Raw genomic sequence first — 21,902 nt, forward strand, 5'->3', positions numbered from 1 at the left:
TGTTAAATTTCAAACCTATCCAACTTGCTCGACCAATATAGGTGCTTCTTTTGCCGCCACCTTCTCATTTAACAAGGTAAGCTGATCAGGCTGCTGCCCACCCTCCTGATCTGTGAGCGGTGTTGGGTACGCGCCAGTGAAGCAGGCATCACAATATTGTGGCTCCACTTCCTGACGTGATTCCTCACCAACGGCTTTGTAAAGTCCATCTATGGAAATGAAGGAGAGGCTGTCTGCTTGAATATACTCGCACATTTGGTCGACCGATTTCATTGCGGCCAGCAATTTTTCCCGTGTTGGCGTGTTCACACCATAAAAGCAGCTATGCATGGTCGGGGGGCTGGCGATACGCATATGCACTTCTGCGGCACCAGCTTCGCGCATCATCTGGACGATTTTCAGACTGGTGGTTCCACGCACGATACTGTCATCGATCAAGACAATTTTTTTGCCGTTTACCAATGGTCTGTTGGCATTGTGCTTAAGTTTTACGCCAAGATGGCGGACACCGTCACCGGGTTGAATGAAAGTGCGGCCGACATAGTGGGACCGAATGATGCCCAGTTCAAATGGGATGCCTGACTGTTCTGCGTAACCGATGGCAGCGGGTGTTCCGCTGTCTGGAACGGGTATGACATAATCTGCGTCGACCGGATTTTCAATGGCCAGTTGGGCACCGATTTCTTTTCGTACGCTATAAACTGATGAGCCATCGACGATGGAATCCGGACGCGAGAAATAGACATGCTCGAAAATGCAGGGGCGAGCGTTTGTTTGCCCAAATGGTCGATGCGAACGCATTTCTCCATTGGAGACTACGATCAGCTCGCCGGCATCAACGCTTCGGACATAGTCTGCACCGACAAGGTCGAGAGCCACTGTCTCTGATGCGAAAACATAAGCATCGCCAATTTTGCCAATGACCAGGGGGCGGATACCGAGAGGATCACGGCAAGCAATCATACCTTCAGGTGTCATGCAAATTAGCGAATAGGCGCCCTCCACTTTTCTGAGGGCATCGATAAACTTGTCCAGAAGTGTCCGGTATTTTGATGTCGCCAGCAGGTGAATAATCACTTCGGTATCGCTGGTTGACTGAAATATCGATCCATTCTGCACTAACTCGTGCCGTAATTTCAGTGCATTGGAAATATTTCCGTTATGAGCGATAGCAAAACCGCCAGAAGCAAGATCTGCTTCCAGCGGCTGAATGTTACGCAATGTCCCAGCACCGGTAGTGGAATAGCGGACATGGCCGCAAGCATAGTCGCCGCGCAGCTTGTCCATGACTTCCTGGCTATCGAAATTGCCTGCCACGGGGCCAAGGGCACGATGACTATAGAATTCGCGGCCATTGCGGCATGTGATTCCGGCTGCCTCCTGTCCGCGATGTTGTAAGGCGTGAAGGCCCAGAGCAACCATCGCGGCGGCGTCTTCAACTCCGGCGACACCAAATACACCGCATTCTTCACGTAGTTTGTCATCTTCAAACGGGTGGGTTGTAAGCATATCGCACCTTGTTTGCTGCCCAAAATATATGCGTCTTTATGACGCCAGCAGGGGATGGCAGGGATATAGATTTGATTCCCGGGTTTGTCTTCCCCCTTGGTCATAAAAATATCATATTTGTCGCGTTTCGTTGACTTGATAGCGGAAAGAGCGGTTTTGCGTTGCGTGTTGTGCTCCGCAACCCTAGTTCAAACGAATGACCGATGATCAAAATAACGACCGCGAGTCCGGTTTGCAGCTCAATCCCAAATATGATTCGAACGGTTTGATAACCGCTGTAGTCACCGATGATTCGTCGGGCGATGTTCTGATGGTGGCATTTATGGATGCTGAGGCGCTAGACCTGACTTTAGAAACTGGCATCGCGCATTTTTATTCGCGCAGTCGGCAGAAGCTTTGGAAGAAAGGTGAAACGTCGGGGAATATTTTGAACTTGGTCGAGATGCGCATCGACTGTGATCAAGATGCTATATGGATCAAGGCTAGGCCAGCTGGGCCGACCTGCCATACCGGAGCCACAAGTTGCTTTTATCGCATAGTGGGGAAGGATCGATTGGAGAATATCGAATGAAACCGCGGATTATTGCACTGACAGCCTGCTTGTTAGCTGCTTGCAATCAGTCCGGTACACAATCAGACGAATCTCTAGCAGTTTCAAAAGAGCAGCCTTCTGGACTGGAAAAGGCGGCGATCGAAGCAGGTGTAATTCCAGATGTTCGCAATGTCAGTCTTTCGGGAGCCTTTGAGAGACAAAGTGATCTGGGAGAAGATCGATTTTGCGCAGTTGGTAATGATGAAGCCGGTTATCAGATTGGCCTACTCGCGGTTTTTGGCCCAGACAGCAAATGCGAAGGGTTGGGGGCTGCTAGACGGTTGGGCGAAGACATTGAGATAATTTTGGACAGCGAACAAAGATGTGGTTTTACCGCAAGTTTTGATGGCGTTTCCCTTCGCTTTCCGGGCAATTTGCCAGAAACTTGTGCGAGCTATTGCACGCCACGGGCAGTTCTCGACGGCGTTAGTTTCTACTTGGTGGGAGAAGGGGATGCGGTAGCACGATCAACCCGCGGTCGTGAAATCGATAGCTTATGTCCCAGCGGTTAGTATTGACGTTTACGTTAGCGTAAGCTACAAGGAGGCATGTCGAAATCGCTTAACCATGCCGAGATTGATACGCCTGACTTAAAGAATCGCGAAACCTTTACGATTTCCGATCTGTCCGAGGAATTTGGAGTCACGGCTCGTGCGCTCCGTTTTTATGAAGACGAAGGCCTTATCGCACCACATCGCAAAGGTCTGACTCGTATCTACACAAAACGTGATCGGGCACGTCTTGCATGGATCATGCGCGCTAAAAACGTCGGCTTTAGCCTGACCGAGATTCGTGAGATGATTGATCTTTATGATCTTGGTGACGGGCGAATTACGCAAATGAAGGTGACGATTGATCGATGCCAGGAAAAAGTAGACCTGCTCAAGCAACAGCGAAGCGACATAGACAGTTCGATTAAAGAACTGACCGAGTTTATAAAGATTGTGCAAGAGGCTGTGAAAGACGCCAAAGTACAACAAAGTTAGAGGACAATTTGCCAGCGTTATCTGGCTATTCCCATTTAAGAGAAAGTCATAAAAAGTGCCAAATTATCAAGCGCCCGTCCGGGATACGCAATTCATCATCAACAACGTTCTTGGAATTGAACGCTTTTCAAACCTTCCGGGTTTCGAAAATGCCACGCCTGAAATGATTGATGCCATTTTGACTGAAGGCAGCAAGTTTATTGAAAACGTGCTGTTCCCGCTCAATCAGGTCGGTGACCAAGAAGGTTGTACGCGGCACGAAGATGGCAGTGTGACGACACCCACCGGTTTCAAGGATGCCTACAAGCAATATCGCGAGGCAGGCTGGGGTACTTTGTCCGGGCCAGAAGAATTTGGTGGCCAAGGCCTGCCACATATCGTTTCGATGGCATTTGAAGAATATATGGCCAGCGGCAATATGGCTTTTGCAATGTATCCTGGGCTCACTCACGGCGCGATCTCGTCCATTTTGGCCAAAGGCAGTGACGAACAGAAAGCAAAGTTTGTTCCCAAAATGCTGTCGGGTGAATGGACTGGCACAATGAACCTGACCGAACCGCATTGTGGTACAGATCTGGGGCTGATCCGAACCAAGGCCGAGCCGAATGCCGACGGTTCTCATGCAATCACCGGGACCAAGATATTTATCTCGTCTGGTGAACATGACATGTCTGATAATATCATTCATCTGGTGCTCGCAAAGACACCGGACGCACCGGACAGTGTTAAGGGTATTTCTCTGTTTATCGTGCCGAAGTTCATCGTCAACGAAGATGGTTCGCTTGGTGACAGGAATGCGGTGTCCTGCGGATCTATTGAACATAAAATGGGCATTCACGGAAACTCGACCTGTGTGATGAACTATGACGGCGCGACCGGATATCTGGTTGGTGAAGAGAATAAAGGTCTTGCGGCCATGTTCATCATGATGAATGTCGCGCGTCTGGGCGTAGGTCAGCAAGGCTTGGGTATTGCGGAGGTCGCTTATCAAAATGCCGTTCATTATGCCAACGACCGGCGTCAGGGACGGGCGTTAACCGGGCCAGAAGATCTCGACGAAAAAGCGGACACTTTGTTTGTTCATCCCGATGTGCGCCGGATGCTGCTGGATGGAAAAGCCTTTACCGAAGGCATGCGGGCCTTGTGCTTGTGGGGTGCACTTCAGGCGGATCTGATTCACAAGGCACAGACCGAAGAAGAACGCCAGTCGGCGGATGACCTGTTGTCGTTGCTGACGCCTGTCATCAAAGGCTATGGCACCGACAAGGGCTATGAGGTCGCGACCAATGCTCAACAAGTCTATGGCGGGCATGGCTATATTGGCGAATGGGGTATGGAACAATATGTCCGTGATGCCCGTATTGCCATGATCTATGAAGGCACCAACGGTATTCAGGCGATGGACCTGGTTGGCCGCAAGCTGGCGCAAAATGGTGGCCGCGGTGTGCAGGCATTATTTGCTGTGATCGCCAAAGAGGTCGAAGAAGCCAAGGGTGACGACAAACTGAAAAGCTTTGCCGAAGGTCTCGAAAAAGCCAATGGCGAGCTTCAGAAAGCGACGATGTGGTTTATGCAAAATGCTATGGCCAACCCGAATAATGCCGGGGCAGGCGCCCATCACTACATGCATATCATGGGCATTGTTGCTCTGGGTCTGATGTGGCTCAGAATGGCAAAAGCAGCTTCGGAAGCGTTGGCTTCGGGTGAAGACAATGCACAGTTTTATGAAAGCAAGCTGGTGACCGCTCAATATTTCTCCGAACGCTTTTTCCCTGACACTGGTTCGCTGCGCCGCAAAATCGAAGGTGGAAGCGAAGCAATAATGGGCCTCGAACCTGAGATGTTCGCAGTCGCCTAGGCCTGTTTTGCTTAGCGGCAGATAGTGCTGGATATCGGGCAGTTTTCAAAAACCGCCGCAAAGTCTTGTTTTTGTCTCGTCTAGCCGCTGCCCGCTTGTTTTGCGGGTGGCGGCGGGACATTACTGCGCGAGACAGGGGAATGATCTGCATTAGGAGTAGATGCAATGACTTCCAAAAAGACTTTGAAGCCAGTGCGAAGGATGACACCTTACTTGATAACTGTTGGTGTCGGTTTCTCCATGGCCACTGGCGCGATTGCCGCCCAGGATACGCAAGAAGAGCCAATGGAATCCGAAATTCCTGCGCCAACAATTGATACCGATGGTGATGGCACGATGGATGCATGGGACCGCAGCGGCGACGGCAAGCCAGACGCCTGGGATACTGATGGTGACGGTAAACCCGATCTGTTGGATGACGATGGCGACGGCAAACCCGATTAATATCAGTCTACCTTAAAACGTCGGGCTGGGTCGCACTTTGCCCGGCGTTTTTTTAAAAAAGCTCTTCGAACATACTCAACATTGCAGCCTTGCTTTGCTGATCTGCCGACTTGTTATAGGCAACCGCATCGAGTGGCTTGCTGTCACTTAAGGGGTCGGTAAAGCCATGCACTACTCCCGTATATGTGTGCATGTGACAGTCGGCACCGGCGATATCCATTTCTTCCAGGAAAGCCCTTACCTGTTTTGGCGGAACAAGAGGGTCCGCTCTGCCATGGCAGACCAGTATCCGTGCCTTGATCGCTCCCCTTTTTGCCGGAAGCGGCGTCGCCAGTAACCCGTGAAAGCTGACCACCAGAGCCAAGTCTTCGCCGCCGCGTGCCATCTCCAGGACGATTTCTCCACCCATACAATAGCCGATCGCAGCGATGCGATGGTTCGCAAGCTTGGACCGTGTGCGGAGTTCGTCCAGTGCGCAGCGAAATCGTTCCCGATAATTTTCGGGATCCGCCCGAAGCGCATTGGCCATGGACGAAGCCGCGCGGTGGTCGGTGATTTCACCCTGACCATAAAGGTCGCAGACCATCGCGGCATAGCCTTGTGAGGCAAGCCAGCGTGCGCGTTCGAACATGATCTTGTTCGGACCGGCGATGGTCGGAACAATCAATATGCCGGCGCGCGGATAGCGGCTCGGCTGGGCCATATAGCCCGCGAGTTCCAGATCACCATGATGATAGGTGAATGTGTTGACTTCGATGGAGCTCATTCTTCGGGCAGAAACTCTGGCACAGACAGATAGCGCTCACCGGTATCGTAGTTGAAGCCCAGTATATTGGCCCCGTCACCAAGTTCCGGCAGCTTCTGAGCAATGGCAGCCATTGTCGCGCCGGAACTTATGCCGACCAGCATGCCTTCTTCTTTTGCGGCGCGAAGCGCCATGGCTTTTGCATCTGCCGGTTCCACCTGAATGGCCCCGTCAATGCTCTGTGTATGCAGGTTGCCCGGAATGAAACCGGCACCAATGCCCTGAATGGGGTGGGGGCCGGGCTGGCCGCCGCTGATGACGGGTGAACCGGCTGGTTCGACGGCATAGACTTTCAATCCGCTCCATTCCTGTTTCAGCACTTCGGCTACACCGGTAATATGACCTCCGGTGCCAACACCGGTAATAATCGCATCTAGCGGGTCATCTTTGAAATCCGCCAGTATTTCCTGCGCTGTGGTCTGTTTGTGAATCTCGAAATTCGCAGGATTCTCAAATTGCTGTGGCATCCAGGCTCCGGGCGTGGATTCGATCAATTCCTGTGCGCGTTCGATAGCACCTTTCATGCCCTTTTCTTTTGGGCTGAGATCAAAGCTGGCACCATAAGCCAGCATCAGGCGGCGCCGTTCAAGCGACATTGATTCCGGCATTACCAGAACCAGTTTATACCCTTTCACTGCGGCGACCATGGCCAGGCCGACCCCGGTATTACCGGATGTCGGTTCGATAATCGTGCCGCCAGCTTTCAATGCTCCGGACTTTTCGGCATCCTCGATCATCGCCAGCGCAATCCGGTCCTTGATCGATCCGCCCGGATTGGATCGCTCTGACTTGATCCAGACATTGGCATCACCAAACAGGCGCTGCATCTTGATATGCGGCGTATTTCCGATGGTTTCGAGAATATTATCGGCGATCATTGGTATGTTCTCCTAGACATGTTCATGTGGCACTAGCCGTCTGGTTTTGGTCTTTCTCCAAATCCTCCGGGGGATCAAAAGTCTTAGCCGCACCCAGTTGTGGAAACAGGCGCGACCAAATTCCTGTCACTACTATAGCACCTGCGCCGCCTGCGACAATGGCTGCAATAGGGCCAAATAAAACAGCGAGCCCGCCAGACAAGGCATCACCCAGTTCATTGGATGCGCTGATTGTCATCTGGCTGACGGCATTGACCCGGCCCCGCCGATCATCGGGCGTGTGCAGTTGTATCAGGGAACTGCGTACATAAACGCCGAACATATCAGCCGCTCCGCACAGAGCGAGGCAGGCCATCGAAAGGGGCAGGGACGTGCTGAGCCCGAAACCGATCGTTCCAATGCCAAAGACCGCCATGGCTATCAACATCATGTTGCCGACATTGCGTGACAGCGGAGCAAAGGAAAATATGCCGGCGACAATAACCGCGCCAACTGCGGGAGACGCCGCCAGGAGTGACAGGCCAATCTCGCCAGCCCCCAATATGTCTTTGGCAAAAACCGGTATCATTGCTGTCGCACCGGCGAGAAACATCACCAGCAGGTCGAGTGTAATTGCCCCCAGAACCAGCTTGTTGGTCCAGACATAGGACATGCCGTCCATCACCTGACGGAGCGGGCCTTTGGTGCGGTCGATTGCGCTACGCGTAACCGGACCGATCATGAAGATCGCCAGCGTCGCCAGCGCATAAAGCGCAGCGCAGACAAAATAGGGCAGGGCGGGCGCAATTTTGTAGAGCGGCCCTGCCATGCCCGGACCGGCGATAACGCCAACCTGCCATGCGATGGTCGAAAGGGCGATAGCGCGGGGCAAAGACTCCTTTGGTACCAGGTTAGGCGCAAGCGACGTGACCGCTGGTCCAAGGAAAGCTCTGCATACTCCCAGCAAAACGGCGATGATATAAATCGACCAGAGAGTAATCTGTTCGGAAACTGTAAGCAATCCGAGGACAAACGCAATGGCGGCCTGAGCGCCCAGCACAATTCGTGCAATCCAGCGCCGATCCATATGGTCAGCGACCCATCCGACTACAGGAGTAAGAATGAACAGAGGCACAAATTGTAGCAAACCGAGCAGGCCCAATATGCCAGCCGATGCGCCTATGCCCATATCTTCTCGGGCCAGATTATAGGCTTGCCAGCCGAGGATCAGCATCATCGCATAGAGCGCGAACATGGATGCCAGTCGTGAGAACCACAAATAGCGGTAATTGGTTATTGCAAAGGGATGGGGTGCGGTTTGGGCGATGGTACTGAATTTCTTTGAAGATCAATTGCTTTGGATGACTTTACGCAGCGTAAGCATGCGAGAACAGCAAATTTTTATTTGATCACACAAATTAGCTGTTGTTTCTTTGCAAAGATGACAATTTGTATGCAAATCGGGTGTGGAATTCGGCTGAACCGTTTGCATGGAGTGACAAACCGAAGGTTTATTTGGATCGCGAAGCAAGCACAGCCGGCAACAACCGCTCATTGTATCCAGATGATCGTTACCGCTACTGTTCGAAGTGGATCAGATATTCACTGGTTTTTGATATTCATTGATCGCTTCGAATATGGTGGTTAGCGCGGACCGTTCGGCTTCGGAAGTTTCCGGCCGCCAGACTTCGAACAGCAATATTACACGCCGCTCTTTGCTATGATTCCAGGCTTCATGCTCGAAAGAATCATCGAAGATAAGTGCCTCACCGTCTTTCCATGGCCGTGTTTCTCCGCCCACACGCAGTGCACAATCCGCGGGAAGAATCAGCGGTATGTGACAGATTAAACGCGTATTGAGCAGACCATAATGTGGCGCGATATGGGTGTCTGCTTCCAGCACTGAATAGAGTGCCATTGGGGAACGCTCTTTTATGATCGGGATAGGCGCAGCGCCCAGCGCTGATACGGTTTTTGGGCATTGCGCGGTATTTTCGGTAATCTCTTCACCGCTTTTCCAGAAATAAAAAGCTCCCCAATTTGAATCATCCAGCAAAGGATTGTTGGGGCGAGGGCGATTGGCAATCGACTCGACATAGGGCGAGAATTTTTGTGTCTTTGCGAGTACAGCAGCCAGTTCGTCTTTCATATCGGGAATGGCCGCTTCCAGATGTTCCAGCCAAGGAAACTCACGTCGTTCATAGAATTCGCGCTGCGGCATTCCGGGATAATGGAACATTGATGGTTTCTGGTGAAAAATCTCCCGTCTGCCCATCAACATGTCAATGGCATTACTCACCGGCTTTGGCGTATCATCACCCTGAAGACCAGCTTCACCGAGTTTTCGCAGGAGAAAATCCTCAAAGCGGCCATGTGCGCCAGCGAGAAAATCTTCAGCCTGTTTTAGTTTGGGTCGGAGGTCATCGGTTACTTTGGCACCAACGCTGACCATATTCAGAGCGGCTTTATAAAAACCATTAGCCGCACGGTCATCATTTTGACGGGCTTTTAGTTCGCCCATCAAAAGCAAAGCCGCCAGATGGCGTTTGTCTATCGCGAGTAATTTTTGGAGAGCCGCTTCTTCCGCCTCGTCATCGTCCATCATGCGGCATGCATGGGCCATCAACAACCACTGCGGATTTATTGCATCGCCAGCCTGCTGCAATTCTTCCAATAGCGAGCGCGCTTTTGCAGCGTTTCCGGCTCGCAAGGCGGTCACGCTATCCTGTAAAAGCGTCTGGGCATCTGCTGCTGATAAGGTCATGGTTTTGCTATATCGGATCAAAAGTCTTGTGCAACTGCTTCTGTCAGGTGTTTCCCACAGGCGAATTCAGCATGCGCTTTGGTTAGGTCGCTATCCCGTCGGCGCTGCTTTAACGATGCTTTTTAATCTTTGTCATTTCTCCGTCTCCCAGCGGTACAGGCCGAATTCCGTGATGGTTGCGTGTTTTTGGTTTTGGTAAACAGCTTCTTAACGTTTGAGGGGCTTTGGACATGACTCATGATATCGCAATGCGGATCAGCAAGACGATACTGTTTTTGGCAGGAATTGGACTTGCTGCACTCCTGACTCTGGGAGCTACCCGGGCTATTATCGTTGAGACTCCGGCTACTCAGTCTACAAGCGAACTGTCCAGCAAGTCGCCCGAGAAACCGCTTGATACCTCTATAGCCGCAACTGTTCCGCCTACGGATGTTGCAATAGATATTCCACCGGTGGCAAATGCTGTGGATACGGTTTCTGCGATACAGTCGAAACCGGCATCGCCTTTTGTCGTCAAGCGTATCCTGCAGATTGATGAGCCATTTGTGCATGGGTATTACAAATGGGACGATGAAGGTGTGCCAGACGGTGAGATTGTGATCACCGTCGATCTAAAGGCCGAATCGCTCTCTGTTTTCAGGGACGGCTATGAAATTGGGGCGACCGTAATAAAATTCGGCGATGCTCTGAAACCGACGCCAACCGGTGTTTTTCCGATTACCCAAAAAAGCAAGGATCATGTCTCCAACATCTATCATGTCCCGATGCCCTATATGCTGCGCCTAACCAATGACGGTATCGCCATTCATGCCGCTGAGGTGAAATGGGGATATGGGACACGCGGCTGCATTGGCGTGCCCCATGAATTTGCTCGGTTGCTGTTTGAGCAGGTCAAGCTCGGTGACCGGGTGATCGTCACCAATGGCAAGATGCTGGATCTTGGCGAGCCAATTGTTGCGGGTTGATCCGGTTCACACGTTTGCCATCGAAATGCTTGAGCTTGCCTTTGCCTCTCGATGAATCAAGTGGTCTGCCAATCTGAGGCTAAGCGCCATGATACCCAGTGTCGGATTGGCCCATCCTGACGTTGCAAAAACCGAGCTGCCAGCGACATAAAGGTTATGCAAACCATGCACACGGCAATCCGCATCGACAACACCGGTGCGCGGTGATCCTGACATCCGGGTCGTTCCCATATGATGATAACCGCCATGGGCATGAGTAGAGATAAGCCGGTCGGTGGTCCAAAGTGTTTCGGTATCTTCCAGCCAAGGGGCCGGATCAAATTTTCCGATACCAAGCCGTTCGAGCTCTTTGGCAAATTCCTGCATCATGACTTTGATACTATGCTTGTCGATATCGCTAAAACGCCAGTCAAGTTCTGCCAGCGGCATGCCCAGCGCGTCGCGCTCCGTGGCCAGTTTTACCCGACTTGCGGGATTAGGGGCCTGCTCCGCCCGGACCACGGCGCTGAGACGCCAGCCAAAACCCAAAAGCATCCACGGACGAAGCGGATCCACAACTTCATGGGCGCGCATGGCGGCTCTTTTGATATTGAGCCACAGCGTCCGGTTCGACTGGGTAGGGGAGAGGGAATGTTTCAGGCCATGATAAGCTTTCATCGTCGCGATCATGTCCGCCTTTGCCTGCTGTCTGACGGCAAGTGAGAAGGCGCTGTTAAGTATTCCTTCGCGCCGCTGCATGGCGTCGGAGGGACGTATCAGCGCTGCATGAACATCTCCGCCGGAGTCGCGCATCCGTCCGTTGAGTAGTTTCAGCAGCTGCCAAAACTGCCCCTTTTTGACTTGACCGCCGCGCGCATGGGGATGTTCCATGAAATAGCGACCGACCTGATCATAACCATTGCCGATATCGGCGTTAAGAAGCAGCCGCGCATTGTCTATCCCGCCTGCCGCGAGCACATATTGCTGTGCGCAGACGGCGGCGGTTTTCCCGGAAATGTCAGTAACGGACAGTCCGTTGACCTGTTGACCGTCGTTGCCCGTTTCAATGGCCGTGACGGTCGCGTGTAACAGGATGTGCACATTTTGACTGTCCACCAGATCTTGACATTTGCGCAATGTAAAGCGTTCAGTTTGCGGTGTAAATTGCCAGAAATCCGTTGTCAGGCCCTCTTTTTCGAAAGCAGGGGGCTGTTGTCCGAACTGCTCCCAAAGATCCTCAGGCGATTGATTCGCCGGCAAATCAAGTAGTGCCCGCGCGCTATCATAATAAGGTTTGAGGTCATCAAACGAGATCGGCCAACCGCTATGGGGTATCCAGTCCCGGCGTTCGAGATCAATCGGGTTAAACTCCGCACAGCGCCCACCCCATATGGCAGTGGTTCCGCCAAAAAACCGCAGCCGTGAATCCACCAAAGGATAATAGTCATGGCCGGTTGATGGTCCCTCAGCCAACGCCTGAACATCAGGTTCAAAATCAATGCCGCCGCTTTCCAGCAGCAAAACTTTCTTGCCCAACTTATCCAGTCGGCGCGCCAGCGTGATGCCCGCTGCGCCTGCTCCAACAATACAAACATCCGTTTCGAACCGCGTCGAGGGATCGGACTTCCTCAGGTCAATAATCACTAGGCTGCCTCAAACAAACAGTTTCCGTGCTCCGCAACACGGAAGATGACCCTACCACGGCCATTTATAGCGCTTTCCGTGAGCTCGGCAAAAAAAAATATGTATTGGCCGATAATGTTAAGCTTTCATCTGCTACTCTGCTGTGACCTAAATCACTGTTTGAACAGGAAAACGCCTTTCAAAAAATGGGCTTCTTAACGGTTATTATCAAAGATCAGGCTGCCTCGGTCGTATAGTTCCGAAATCAGGGTTATGACGTCATCCGATCCGACAAATTTCTCATCCAGTTCTACACGATCCTGCACACATAATTGTTCCGCGAAAGCGCTGGTTTGATCGGCACAGGTGTAGCATGCACCATCGACAAAGAGCAGAACCGAGCCGGCCGATTGCCGGATATAGGAAAAGCGGCTGGCGGGATTGCGGTAGAGGGGCAAACCACTGGCGAGGTTTTTCCTGATCTGCAGCACGCCAATGGCCTCTTCGGTGCGCCAGTCGACATCGGGATATTTTGGTGTGCTGCTATATTGGCCAAACCAGCGTGCGAATGCTTCTCGGTCACCGATTTTTTCCATGATCATATTGTGGAGACGTTGGATTGCTTCCGGTTGTATCTCGCCGGGATTTTCCTGTGGCTTCATGACGGGGTCGCCGTAACGGTCATCGTCCTTCATATCCGCTAGCAGGTCATCGATCCAATAGCCGATAAGTTCGCTGCGCGACGGCGCGCGAAAGCCGATCGAATAGGTCATGCAGTGCTGGTCAACGGCAACGCCATTATGCGCCACACCGGGTGGGATATAAACTATGTCGCCGGGCTCGCAAATCCATTCATCAGTTGCGTCGAAATTTGCGAGGAGCCGCAAATCATCATGCGGCATTAAATTGGTGTCCTCGTCACAGGAAACGCCTACTTGCCACCTGCGTTGGCCCAAGCCCTGGATCAGAAAAACATCATATTGATCAAAATGCGGGCCAACGCCACCGCCTTCGGTTGCGTAGCTGACCATTACGTCATCGATGCGCCAGTTGGGGATGAAGCGAAACGGTTCGATCAGCGCGGCTACTTCCGGTACATAGTGATCGACGGCCTGAACCAGCAGCGTCCACTGTTCTTCACCAAGTTCTCCGAACCGAGTTTCAGGGAACGGGCCTTGTTCAAGTGCCCAACCACCCGCTGCATCTGTCTGTGTGATCAAGCGCGATTCGACACCTTCTTCGCATGCCAATCCGGCCAGATCATCAGGCTCCAGCGGGTCTTCCCAGGACCGCCATGGATTTTTGATCAGCAAAGGTTTCTTTTGCCAATAGTCCTGCAGAAAAGTGTCGGGATTGAAATCGGTCAATTGCATATCTGCCCTATACAAAAGCGGGGAGAATAATCACCAACAATTAGAGGTCGATGCCGACCGCGCCCGTCACATGAAAGCGGCAAATATTTTCCGGTGGGTGGCAATTTTTTGCCGAAACAGATGCCTTGTCGACCTTTGAACCGGGCGAAAGCTGGCAAATGGCCCATTCCGATACCTGCAGCCAAAACTGGCACAGGCTTTGCTCTGTTCGGCTCAAGATATCGAAATATAGCGCTTCCGCCGGTGTTTGCATCGCGGCGGCGCAGGATTGCCGTGATGGTCAGATCCGCAAAAGAGGACCGAAACCTATGAAGAAAACCGTTGCTGCCTGGGAAATCGAAACACTTCTGGACGATCTCGATGAAGACATAGAAATATTGTCACTGGACTGTTTTGATACGCTGATCTGGCGAGACGTGAACCGGCCGACGGACGTTTTTCATGACCTGGATATCCCGGATTGTAACATGGAATTGCGTGTTCTGGCGGAGAAGCGTGCGCGCAAGGCGCTCATTCTCAATAAGAACAAAAATGACGTCACGATCGACGAAATTTATCAGAAGATGTTTCTCGATGCCGATGACGCGCGTATCTCGCAATGTATCGAAGCAGAGCTGTTGGCGGAAGCCCGGCATTGCTTTGCCTTTCAGCCAGTCAGCGCTTTGATAGAGCGTGCCAAGAGTCGCGGCCTGAAAGTCATCATTGTCTCGGATACATATTTACCGGAACCGCTGCTTCGCCGGCTGATAACAGACGCAGCCGGTTCAGAAATCGCTGATAAAATCGACCGGATTTTCTGTTCCTGCGAGTATGGTATGGGCAAGGCAGGCGGCCTTTTCAAACCTGTGTTGGTAGACCTTGGAATATCGCCGGGCAAAGTTCTTCATTTGGGTGATAATCTCGAAGCTGATTTCAAGGCACCTGGAAAGCTGGGAATTCATGGTGTCCACTTTGAGCAGTTTGATGATGAAGCTTTCGAACGCCTGCGGCTGGAAGCAGTGGCTGCGACCATAATGGATAAAGATATCCGTAAGGTCTCTCCGGCTTTACAGCCGCATCGCGCACAGATTTCCTTGCGACAAGAAGATGACCCAACCTTTCAATTTGGTCATGATGTATTGGGCCCGATATCTCAGGGTTTTTCTCGCTGGATCGCAGAAGAAGCCGACGAAATTGAAGCTAAAACCGGGAAGAAACCCAAGCTCCTTTTCCTGTTGAGAGATGGCTATCTGCCGGCACAGGCTTTCACGAAAATCTATCCGGAATATGCTGACCAGGTTGCGATGGTCGAACTTAGTCGCTTCACCGCCAATGCAGCAAGTTTCTCGAACAAGGATGCGATCAAATCCTTTTTAATGGCGGAAGCAACGAGCAACAAGAAAGATGCCTATTCAAACCAGCGGCAAGCAGCTTATTGTCGGCAGCTGCTTTTCGGCAAAGATGAAATACCGAAGCTGGCTGGTATTAGAACACCCGAGGCCTTTATCCGTGAAGTTCTAAAGCAGAAAAACGTCAAAAAGATCGTTGCCCGTTCCAGAAAGTTCAGGGCCGGACTGGTCGCGCATCTTAAAAATAATGGCGTGGAAAACGGAGATTCCGTTGTTTTTGTTGATCTGGGATATAACGGGTCGGTCCAGAATGTGATTGAACCGGTGCTCAATTCTGAAATGGGCCTTGATATATCGGGTCGTTATCTGCTCCTTCGTGAGTTGATGATCACTGATCTCGACAAAAAAGGTCTCATTGATATCCGTCACTATGACAATAGTGCACTCAACGCTCTATGCGAGTCTATTGCAGTTCTGGAGCAGCTCAGCACGCAATCCAATGGTTCCGTTCTTGGATATAGTGAGGCAGGAGAGCCAAAGCGCGACACGGCCGATATCAAGGGCAAGCAGAGTGAAGAGCGCGATCAGGCGCAAGCGGCTTGTTTAAGCTATATTGAGAAAATCGGCCATGGTTGGGCAACAACGCCGCGCTCATGGGACAGCGATTGCGCCCGTCAAATGGCGACTGCTTGTCTTTCACGACTCTTGTTCTTGCCTGTTGAACGGGAGATCGGGATCTTTGAAAATTTCAATCATGACGTAAACCTGGGCACGAAAGACATGCTCAAATTTATCGATCCGGAATCGGCGGAACAGGGAATAAGACGGCGCGGATTATTCTATACCAAAAACATCTCCCGGATTTATTTGCCTGGAGAGTTAAAGCAGAGAGGGATGGAAGCTTTGCTACCCCTGTTTACCGGCAATCGTTTCGGGCTTGATTTGCGGCAAAACGATTTCCAGAGCGGGGGCATGAAAATCCCGGTTATGCTCGCCGACGACCAAGAGCATATTCAGGTAGAAATTGATGCCTACCCGACGGGTGATGGCTACTATCAAGCCCTGATTCCGGCCGGCAATGGCCGGTTCAATATTGCGATCATGCTAGGACAAGTCTGTGAATGGTTGCAGGTGGAAGAAGTGAATTTCCAAGAAATCGAAAATTTCATGGCCAAGAAAATCGATGATGACGCGATTGCGGCTCACCCGGTCTATGAAGGAATGACGGAAAATGCACCCGGCCTCCACCGTTGCGGCAGGAAGGATGCATTCATGTTCGTCCCAGCCCCAACTATCACCACTGGTGAAGCACTCATGCTGAATCTGGTTTTCCGGCCAACGATATTGAGTAGTTCCCCCCAAATTGCTGCGCGAAAGGTCGCCTGAACATGCCTGATCTTCTGATTCATTCAATGTCCGAATTTTCCGACATCATTGTCAATGCGATGAACATCGCCAACGTTTCGGAAATTGCCGAAATCGGAGCGGAATATGGCGGAATGACAAGCATATTGGCTGATTATGTCGAGGCGAATGATGGTCATCTTTACAGCATAGACCCGGCGCCAAAGCGGGAATTTCTGGATTGGGTTGCTGCTCATAAAAAGGTGACTCATATTGCAAAACCAAGTCTGGACGCTTTTGCTAAACTCAAGAATATCGATCTCTGGCTGGTGGATGGAGACCATAACTGGTTTACGGTCTATCACGAACTGAAAGCCATTGAGGAGGCAAGCACGCGGGACAAGAAACCCTTCTTTGCAATTATGCACGATGTCTGCTGGCCCGCCGCCCATCGCGACATGTATTATGCCCCGGATGCCATTCCGGACGAATATCGCCACAACTACTGCATGGATAGCGGCGCGAAACCCGGACAGTCGGGATTGCTCCGCGAACAAGGCATGCGGGGAATGGGTCATTTTGGCTGGGCCCTGCACGAAGGCGGAGAGCGCAATGGCGTGAAATGCGCTGTTGTTGACTTTATCAACGAAGCGGAAGCCAATGGACGTGCCATGGCCTATGCCGAAATTCCGGCAGTCTTTGGTTTGGGCATATTATTTGACGTTGATGCACCCTGGGCCGGTCAGTTGAGTGATTTGCTCGTCCCGTTTCACGACAATCCCCTCATCGCGAAACTGGAACAAAACCGGCTGGCCAATTATCTGACTGTATTGGATTGGCAGGATGGTGCCATTGGCTAGTAAGCCGTGATGTTCGTGTTGATATAAAGAGTCACGGACAAACATCTATTCATTTGCCGATGGGCGCGCTCAGTGCCAAAGACGTGCCATGTCGCAACTGATCCTGTTCAACAAACCTTTTGGAGTGCTGTCGCAATTCACTGACCGCGGCACGCAAACGACCCGGCCGACCCTATCTACTTATATAGATGTACCTGGCGTTTATCCCGCCGGGCGGCTGGACCGGGATAGTGAGGGGTTGTTGTTGCTTACGGATGACGGGAAGCTGCAATCGCGGATTGCCGATCCCAAATATAAGATGCCGAAAACCTATCTGGTGCAGATTGAGGGGGAAGCTGATGTAGGAAGCCTTGATCAGTTGCGACAAGGTGTGCGCTTGAAAGATGGTTTGACGCGGCCTGCTGACGTACAGCGCATTGATCCGCCGGACCTCTGGCCGCGCGATCCGCCGGTCCGTTATCGCAAAACCGTCCCCGATTGCTGGCTTCAACTCACGATCCGCGAAGGGCGAAACCGGCAGGTGCGCCGAATGACGGCCGCTGTGGGACTTCCGACGTTGCGGTTGGTGCGCTGGCGTATCGGGGAGTGGATTCTGGATGATTTGTCATCCGGTGAATGGCGAAAAGCGCCAGTCTAGTCCGCCGGGCGATCAGCGCTTGCACGGACGGCCTTCAGGCGACTTCTACAAAGCTATCAAGCACACGTTTTTGACCACTCTTTTCAAATTCGATTTCCAGCTTGTTGCCTTCTTTTTCCATCACTTCGCCATAGCCGAATTTGGAGTGGAAAACGCGCATGCCAACGGTAACATCATCGCGGCCCTTATTGCCCAGAGAGACCGCGCTTCGCCTGGCTTCCTTGATATTTTGCGGCTTGCTGTCAAAGCTGCCGGTATTGCGTGCCCGTTTCCAACCGGGTCCTCGTGTTGATCCGCGCGCGGCATCGGCGAAGGGATCGGCACGTTCCGACCAGTTGGCGCGCCACAGGCTTTCGCCGCCCATCATACTGGTTTCTTCTTCGACATGTTCCGGTGGCAGTTCACCGATGAAGCGGGAAGGGATGGAGCTGGTCCACTGCCCATAGATCCGCCGGTTAGCTGCATGGAAAATGGTGCATTTTTTCTTCGCTCGCGTGATCGCGACATAGGCGAGACGACGTTCTTCTTCGAGGCTGGCAATCCCGCCTTCGTCCAGGCTGCGCTGGGACGGAAACACGCCTTCTTCCCAGCCGGCACAAAAGACATGGTCATATTCCAGGCCCTTGGCGCCGTGCATGGTCATGATCGTGACCTTGGCTTCATGATCGGTTGCATCATTGTCCATGACCAGGCTGACATGTTCCAGAAAATCGCCGAGAGTTTCATATTCTTCCATCGCGCGAGTCAGCTCGGTGAGGTTTTCCAACCGCCCGGCTGCTTCCGGTGTGCGATCAGCTTGCAGCATGGTGGTATAGCCACACTCATCCAGAACAATCCGTGCCAATTCTGCATGCGGCACTTCATCGGCATTGGTGCGCCATCTGGCGAAACTGCGCATTAATTCCTGAAGCGTGGTTCTCGCCCGCGCTGGCAATTCGTCCGTATCGCAAATGCTGAGAGCTGCTGCTGCCAGCGGAATCCCTTGCGCTCGGGCTAACCGATGGACTTTTTCCACAGTTTTATCCCCAAGCCCGCGTTTGGGCACATTGACGATCCGTTCAAAGGCCAGATCATCTGCCGGCTGGGCTATTACACGCAGATAGGCGAGGGCATCGCGAATTTCGGCGCGTTCGTAAAAGCGAAAACCACCGATGATCTTGTACGGCATACCGATGGAGATAAACCGGTCCTCAAATTCCCGTGTCTGGAATTGTGCACGGACCAGAATCGCCATGTCGTTGAGGGAAACGCCCTTGTTCTGTAGGCTTTCCATTTCCTCACCGGTGCGCCTTGCTTCTTCAGGACCATCCCAAACGCCGGTGACCTGCACCTTGTCACCGTCCTCTTCCTCGGTCCACAGGGTCTTACCAAGGCGTCCGCTATTGTTAGCGATCAGCGCAGAGGCAGCAGCCAATATGTGCGGCGTAGAGCGATAATTTTGCTCCAGCTTGACGACCTTGGCGTCGGGGAAATCCTTTTCGAAGCGCAGGATATTGGCCACTTCCGCGCCGCGCCATGAATATATGCTTTGATCATCATCGCCAACACAGCAGATATTCTTGCGTTCCTGCGCGAGCAGCCTAAGCCAGAGATATTGACTGCTATTCGTGTCCTGATACTCATCGACCAGAATATATTTGAAGCGTTCTTGGTAGAGCTTCAATATTTCCCGATCGGTTTTAAGTAGGTTGAGAATATGGAGCAACAAGTCACCAAAATCGCAGGCATTGAGAGCTTTTAGCCGCGCCTGATAGGCGGCATAAAATTCCTGACCGCGGCCATTGGCATAGCGTTCATTTTCATTGGCATCGAGATCAGCGGGGTTTAGTCCGCGATTTTTCCATTGATCGATCAGTCCGGCAAGTGCGCGTGCAGGCCAGCGTTTCTCGTCCAGTTCTTCGGCTTGAATCAACTGTTTGAGCAGGCGCAACTGATCATCTGTGTCGAGAATCGTAAAATTGCTCTGCAGTCCGACCAGTTCGGCATGGCGGCGCAGCATTTTGGCGCCGATGCTGTGGAAGGTTCCCAGCCACGGCATGCCTTCGACGGCATCGCCGACGATGGTGCCAATCCGCTCCTTCATTTCCCGTGCCGCTTTATTGGTAAAGGTCACCGCCAGAATTTCGGACGGCCAGGCCTTGCGAGAATAAACCAGATGCGCCAGCCGCCGCGTGAGAGCAGCAGTCTTTCCTGTGCCCGCACCAGCCAGTACCAGAACCGGTCCCTCGGTTGTCAGTACAGCATCGCGCTGCGGCGCATTCAAGCCCCTGACATAGGGTGGATCGCTCTCGGCGGGTATATTCGAAGCATCGGTCACAGGTGAACAGTTAGGGAACATCGTAAGCGGCGGCAAGGCCAATATCACTTTTGACATGACCCAAGGTGCAGGTTGTAATTCATGTTGCGGCGCACCAAATAGCGATCAACAGAAAATCCTCCCAAGAATTGGAATCGATAATGAGTAAAAGACTGATGTTTAGTGCGATCCTCGCGACCGCTTTGATGGCGACGACGACCTTTTATACCCACGCACAAAATCAAGAGCAGGAAACTGCATCTGCTTTTGAGGCAGCGAATAGCTTACCTCTTGAGGCGGCAAGGCAACTAGGTGGGTCGCAAAATATGGAGCCTAGCCTTGCCGCTATCGCGTTGACTTTCCAACGTGAAACCTTTGACGTCGACCTCTTCCTTGCGAGACGTTTCAATAGCAATCCAGCTTGATGGGGCGAACCATCCATGGCGACTAAGCTTGTCGAGTGCCACTGCACCGGCCCCCGTTTCATAAGGCGGGTCCATCAGGACAAGATCATAAGGCTTTCGCGCCGGACCAAGCGCAAGGACGGAGCCTATGCGAACGTCGGCCTTTGCACCAAGCGTCTCGATGTTCTTCTCTAACGCTTTCAGAGTTTCACGGTCTTGCTCGACAAATGTGCAATAGGCTGCACCGCGTGACAAAGCCTCTAGCCCAAGCGCACCAGACCCGGAAAACAGATCCAGCACTTGCAGGTCGGCAAAATCGCCCAAGCGACTGGTAAGCATGGAAAATAGCCGCTCGCGCGTGCGGTCGGCGGTGGGACGGGTGGTATCACCCTTGGGTGCTACAAGTTTGCGCCCGCGCCACTCGCCTGCGATAATTCGCATTACTTCCCAATCCTCATTTTAAAGTCCGTCGAAACTTGACCAGATCATGGCGACGCACGGCCTCAATTTCGCCTTTGGCCAGATTGCCAAGAATGAATGGGCCGTAGCGGGTGCGGATCAGACGCGATACTTTGAGACCGAGATGTTCAAGCACCCGCCGGACTTCGCGGTTTTTTCCCTCGGTCAGTGTCATTTCAATCCATTGATTACGACCGGTGCGGCGCTCCAGATTGGCTTCGATCGGGCCATAATGCATGCCTTCAATGGTGATGCCGCGATATAATTCCTCAAGCTGATTTTGCGTGATGTCGCCAAATGTCCGTGCGCGATAGGTTCGTTCAACGCCGGTTTTGGGGAGCTCCATCTCACGCTTGAACTCGCCATCTGTAGTCATCAGCAGCAAGCCTTCGGTGTTGAGGTCGAGTCGGCCGATTGGCATGATCCGTTCCATATCCTTGGGCAGCACATCATAAATGGTTTTCTTGCCCGAGGCATCGCGTTCGGCGGTGATATATCCATTGGGTTTATGAAAACGGAACAGCTTGGCAGGCGCAGGTTCCGCCACGGGATTGCCGTCGACGGTAATCCCGGTCAGGTTTTTGAGCAGCAGGGAAGGGTGCTCGACAGTCACGCCGTTGAGGGCAATCCGTTCGTCACCAATCATCCGTTCGATTTCCCTGCGCGATGCAACACCGGCACGAGCCAGCAATTTGGCTATGCGCTGTCCCTCACGCACGGGTGCTTCGACAGGCTTGGCCTTTGCTGGCTGCTGCTTTTCGCCGCGCGTTGGTTTGGCCTTATAGATTTTACCTGATTCTTTATCGGTCATGATTTTGC

At 52.3% G+C, this 21,902-nt stretch carries 19 protein-coding genes; 9 read left to right on the top strand and 10 right to left on the bottom strand.

Annotation, left to right across the window (positions count from 1 at the left end):
- Positions 1-15: 15 nt before the first annotated feature.
- Positions 16-1,509 (bottom strand): amidophosphoribosyltransferase, encoded by a 1,494-nt coding sequence (gene purF / locus DK507_RS12765; RefSeq protein ID WP_109356740.1) that lies wholly within the window; start codon positions 1,507-1,509, stop codon positions 16-18.
- Between the two features lie 196 nt (positions 1,510-1,705).
- Here purF and hisI point away from each other — a divergent pair, with 196 nt between their 5' ends.
- From hisI to DK507_RS12790, 5 genes are all read left to right on the top strand, one after another.
- Positions 1,706-2,080 carry a phosphoribosyl-AMP cyclohydrolase gene (gene hisI / locus DK507_RS12770; RefSeq protein ID WP_109356741.1) on the top strand — a complete coding sequence of 125 codons (375 nt, stop codon included), beginning with the start codon at positions 1,706-1,708 and terminating at the stop codon, positions 2,078-2,080.
- The gene (locus tag DK507_RS12775; RefSeq protein ID WP_109356742.1) at positions 2,077-2,613 is read left to right on the top strand and encodes a hypothetical protein; all 537 of its coding nucleotides are present in this window, start codon (positions 2,077-2,079) and stop codon (positions 2,611-2,613) included. Before hisI ends, DK507_RS12775 begins: the two co-directional genes overlap by 4 nt.
- A gap of 36 nt (positions 2,614-2,649) precedes the next feature.
- Positions 2,650-3,087: a MerR family DNA-binding transcriptional regulator gene (locus DK507_RS12780; protein ID WP_109356743.1), complete on the top strand. Its 438-nt coding sequence runs from the start codon at positions 2,650-2,652 to the stop codon at positions 3,085-3,087.
- 55 nt (positions 3,088-3,142) lie between these two features.
- Positions 3,143-4,945: an acyl-CoA dehydrogenase C-terminal domain-containing protein gene (locus DK507_RS12785; protein WP_109356744.1), complete on the top strand. Its 1,803-nt coding sequence runs from the start codon at positions 3,143-3,145 to the stop codon at positions 4,943-4,945.
- 165 nt (positions 4,946-5,110) lie between these two features.
- Positions 5,111-5,389, top strand: coding sequence for a hypothetical protein (locus DK507_RS12790; RefSeq protein ID WP_109356745.1), 279 nt, complete (start codon positions 5,111-5,113; stop codon positions 5,387-5,389).
- 52 nt (positions 5,390-5,441) lie between these two features.
- On the opposite strand, the gene DK507_RS12795 is transcribed toward DK507_RS12790, so the two are convergent.
- The 4 genes from DK507_RS12795 to DK507_RS12810 all read right to left on the bottom strand — a co-directional run bounded on the left by DK507_RS12795 (position 5,442) and on the right by DK507_RS12810 (position 9,815).
- Entirely contained in the window at positions 5,442-6,155 is a 714-nt protein-coding gene (locus DK507_RS12795; RefSeq protein ID WP_109356746.1) for a dienelactone hydrolase family protein, read from the bottom strand.
- Positions 6,152-7,072 carry a cysteine synthase A gene (gene cysK / locus DK507_RS12800; protein WP_109356747.1) on the bottom strand — a complete coding sequence of 307 codons (921 nt, stop codon included), beginning with the start codon at positions 7,070-7,072 and terminating at the stop codon, positions 6,152-6,154. Before cysK ends, DK507_RS12795 begins: the two co-directional genes overlap by 4 nt.
- A 22-nt stretch (positions 7,073-7,094) precedes the next feature.
- Positions 7,095-8,306, bottom strand: a complete 1,212-nt coding sequence (locus DK507_RS12805) for an MFS transporter (protein ID WP_254054377.1) — start codon at positions 8,304-8,306, stop codon at positions 7,095-7,097.
- A gap of 339 nt (positions 8,307-8,645) precedes the next feature.
- Positions 8,646-9,815 carry an aspartyl/asparaginyl beta-hydroxylase domain-containing protein gene (locus DK507_RS12810; protein WP_254054378.1) on the bottom strand — a complete coding sequence of 390 codons (1,170 nt, stop codon included), beginning with the start codon at positions 9,813-9,815 and terminating at the stop codon, positions 8,646-8,648.
- A gap of 230 nt (positions 9,816-10,045) precedes the next feature.
- Here DK507_RS12810 and DK507_RS12815 point away from each other — a divergent pair, with 230 nt between their 5' ends.
- Positions 10,046-10,780 (top strand): L,D-transpeptidase family protein, encoded by a 735-nt coding sequence (locus tag DK507_RS12815; RefSeq protein ID WP_254054379.1) that lies wholly within the window; start codon positions 10,046-10,048, stop codon positions 10,778-10,780.
- A gap of 6 nt (positions 10,781-10,786) precedes the next feature.
- On the opposite strand, the gene DK507_RS12820 is transcribed toward DK507_RS12815, so the two are convergent.
- Together DK507_RS12820 and DK507_RS12825 are read right to left on the bottom strand one after the other, a co-directional pair.
- Positions 10,787-12,403, bottom strand: coding sequence for an FAD-dependent oxidoreductase (locus DK507_RS12820; protein ID WP_109356749.1), 1,617 nt, complete (start codon positions 12,401-12,403; stop codon positions 10,787-10,789).
- Positions 12,404-12,597: 194 nt separating this feature from the next.
- Complete coding sequence (locus DK507_RS12825; protein WP_109356750.1) at positions 12,598-13,755, bottom strand: cupin domain-containing protein; 1,158 nt, start codon at positions 13,753-13,755, stop codon at positions 12,598-12,600.
- A gap of 308 nt (positions 13,756-14,063) precedes the next feature.
- Between DK507_RS12825 and DK507_RS12835 the strand changes: the two genes are divergently transcribed.
- The 3 genes from DK507_RS12835 to DK507_RS12845 all read left to right on the top strand — a co-directional run bounded on the left by DK507_RS12835 (position 14,064) and on the right by DK507_RS12845 (position 17,924).
- On the top strand, positions 14,064-16,469 hold the full coding sequence (locus DK507_RS12835) for an HAD family hydrolase (protein ID WP_109356752.1): 2,406 nt from the start codon (positions 14,064-14,066) through the stop codon (positions 16,467-16,469).
- A gap of 26 nt (positions 16,470-16,495) precedes the next feature.
- Positions 16,496-17,287 carry a class I SAM-dependent methyltransferase gene (locus DK507_RS12840; protein ID WP_254054380.1) on the top strand — a complete coding sequence of 264 codons (792 nt, stop codon included), beginning with the start codon at positions 16,496-16,498 and terminating at the stop codon, positions 17,285-17,287.
- An 88-nt stretch (positions 17,288-17,375) separates the two neighbouring features.
- The gene (locus DK507_RS12845) at positions 17,376-17,924 is read left to right on the top strand and encodes a pseudouridine synthase (RefSeq protein WP_109356754.1); all 549 of its coding nucleotides are present in this window, start codon (positions 17,376-17,378) and stop codon (positions 17,922-17,924) included.
- A 34-nt stretch (positions 17,925-17,958) separates the two neighbouring features.
- Here the strand turns inward: DK507_RS12845 and DK507_RS12850 are convergent, their stop codons facing one another.
- From DK507_RS12850 to DK507_RS12860, 3 genes are all read right to left on the bottom strand, one after another.
- Positions 17,959-20,262: an ATP-dependent helicase gene (locus DK507_RS12850; protein ID WP_109357677.1), complete on the bottom strand. Its 2,304-nt coding sequence runs from the start codon at positions 20,260-20,262 to the stop codon at positions 17,959-17,961.
- Between the two features lie 266 nt (positions 20,263-20,528).
- Positions 20,529-21,065, bottom strand: a complete 537-nt coding sequence (gene rsmD / locus DK507_RS12855; RefSeq protein WP_109356755.1) for a 16S rRNA (guanine(966)-N(2))-methyltransferase RsmD — start codon at positions 21,063-21,065, stop codon at positions 20,529-20,531.
- A 13-nt stretch (positions 21,066-21,078) separates the two neighbouring features.
- The gene (locus tag DK507_RS12860) at positions 21,079-21,894 is read right to left on the bottom strand and encodes a pseudouridine synthase (RefSeq protein WP_254054381.1); all 816 of its coding nucleotides are present in this window, start codon (positions 21,892-21,894) and stop codon (positions 21,079-21,081) included.
- Between the last annotated feature and the right edge of the window lie 8 nt (positions 21,895-21,902).

The sequence above is a fragment of the Sphingorhabdus sp. EL138 genome, from assembly GCF_900258045.1.
GTDB lineage: Bacteria > Pseudomonadota > Alphaproteobacteria > Sphingomonadales > Sphingomonadaceae > Parasphingorhabdus.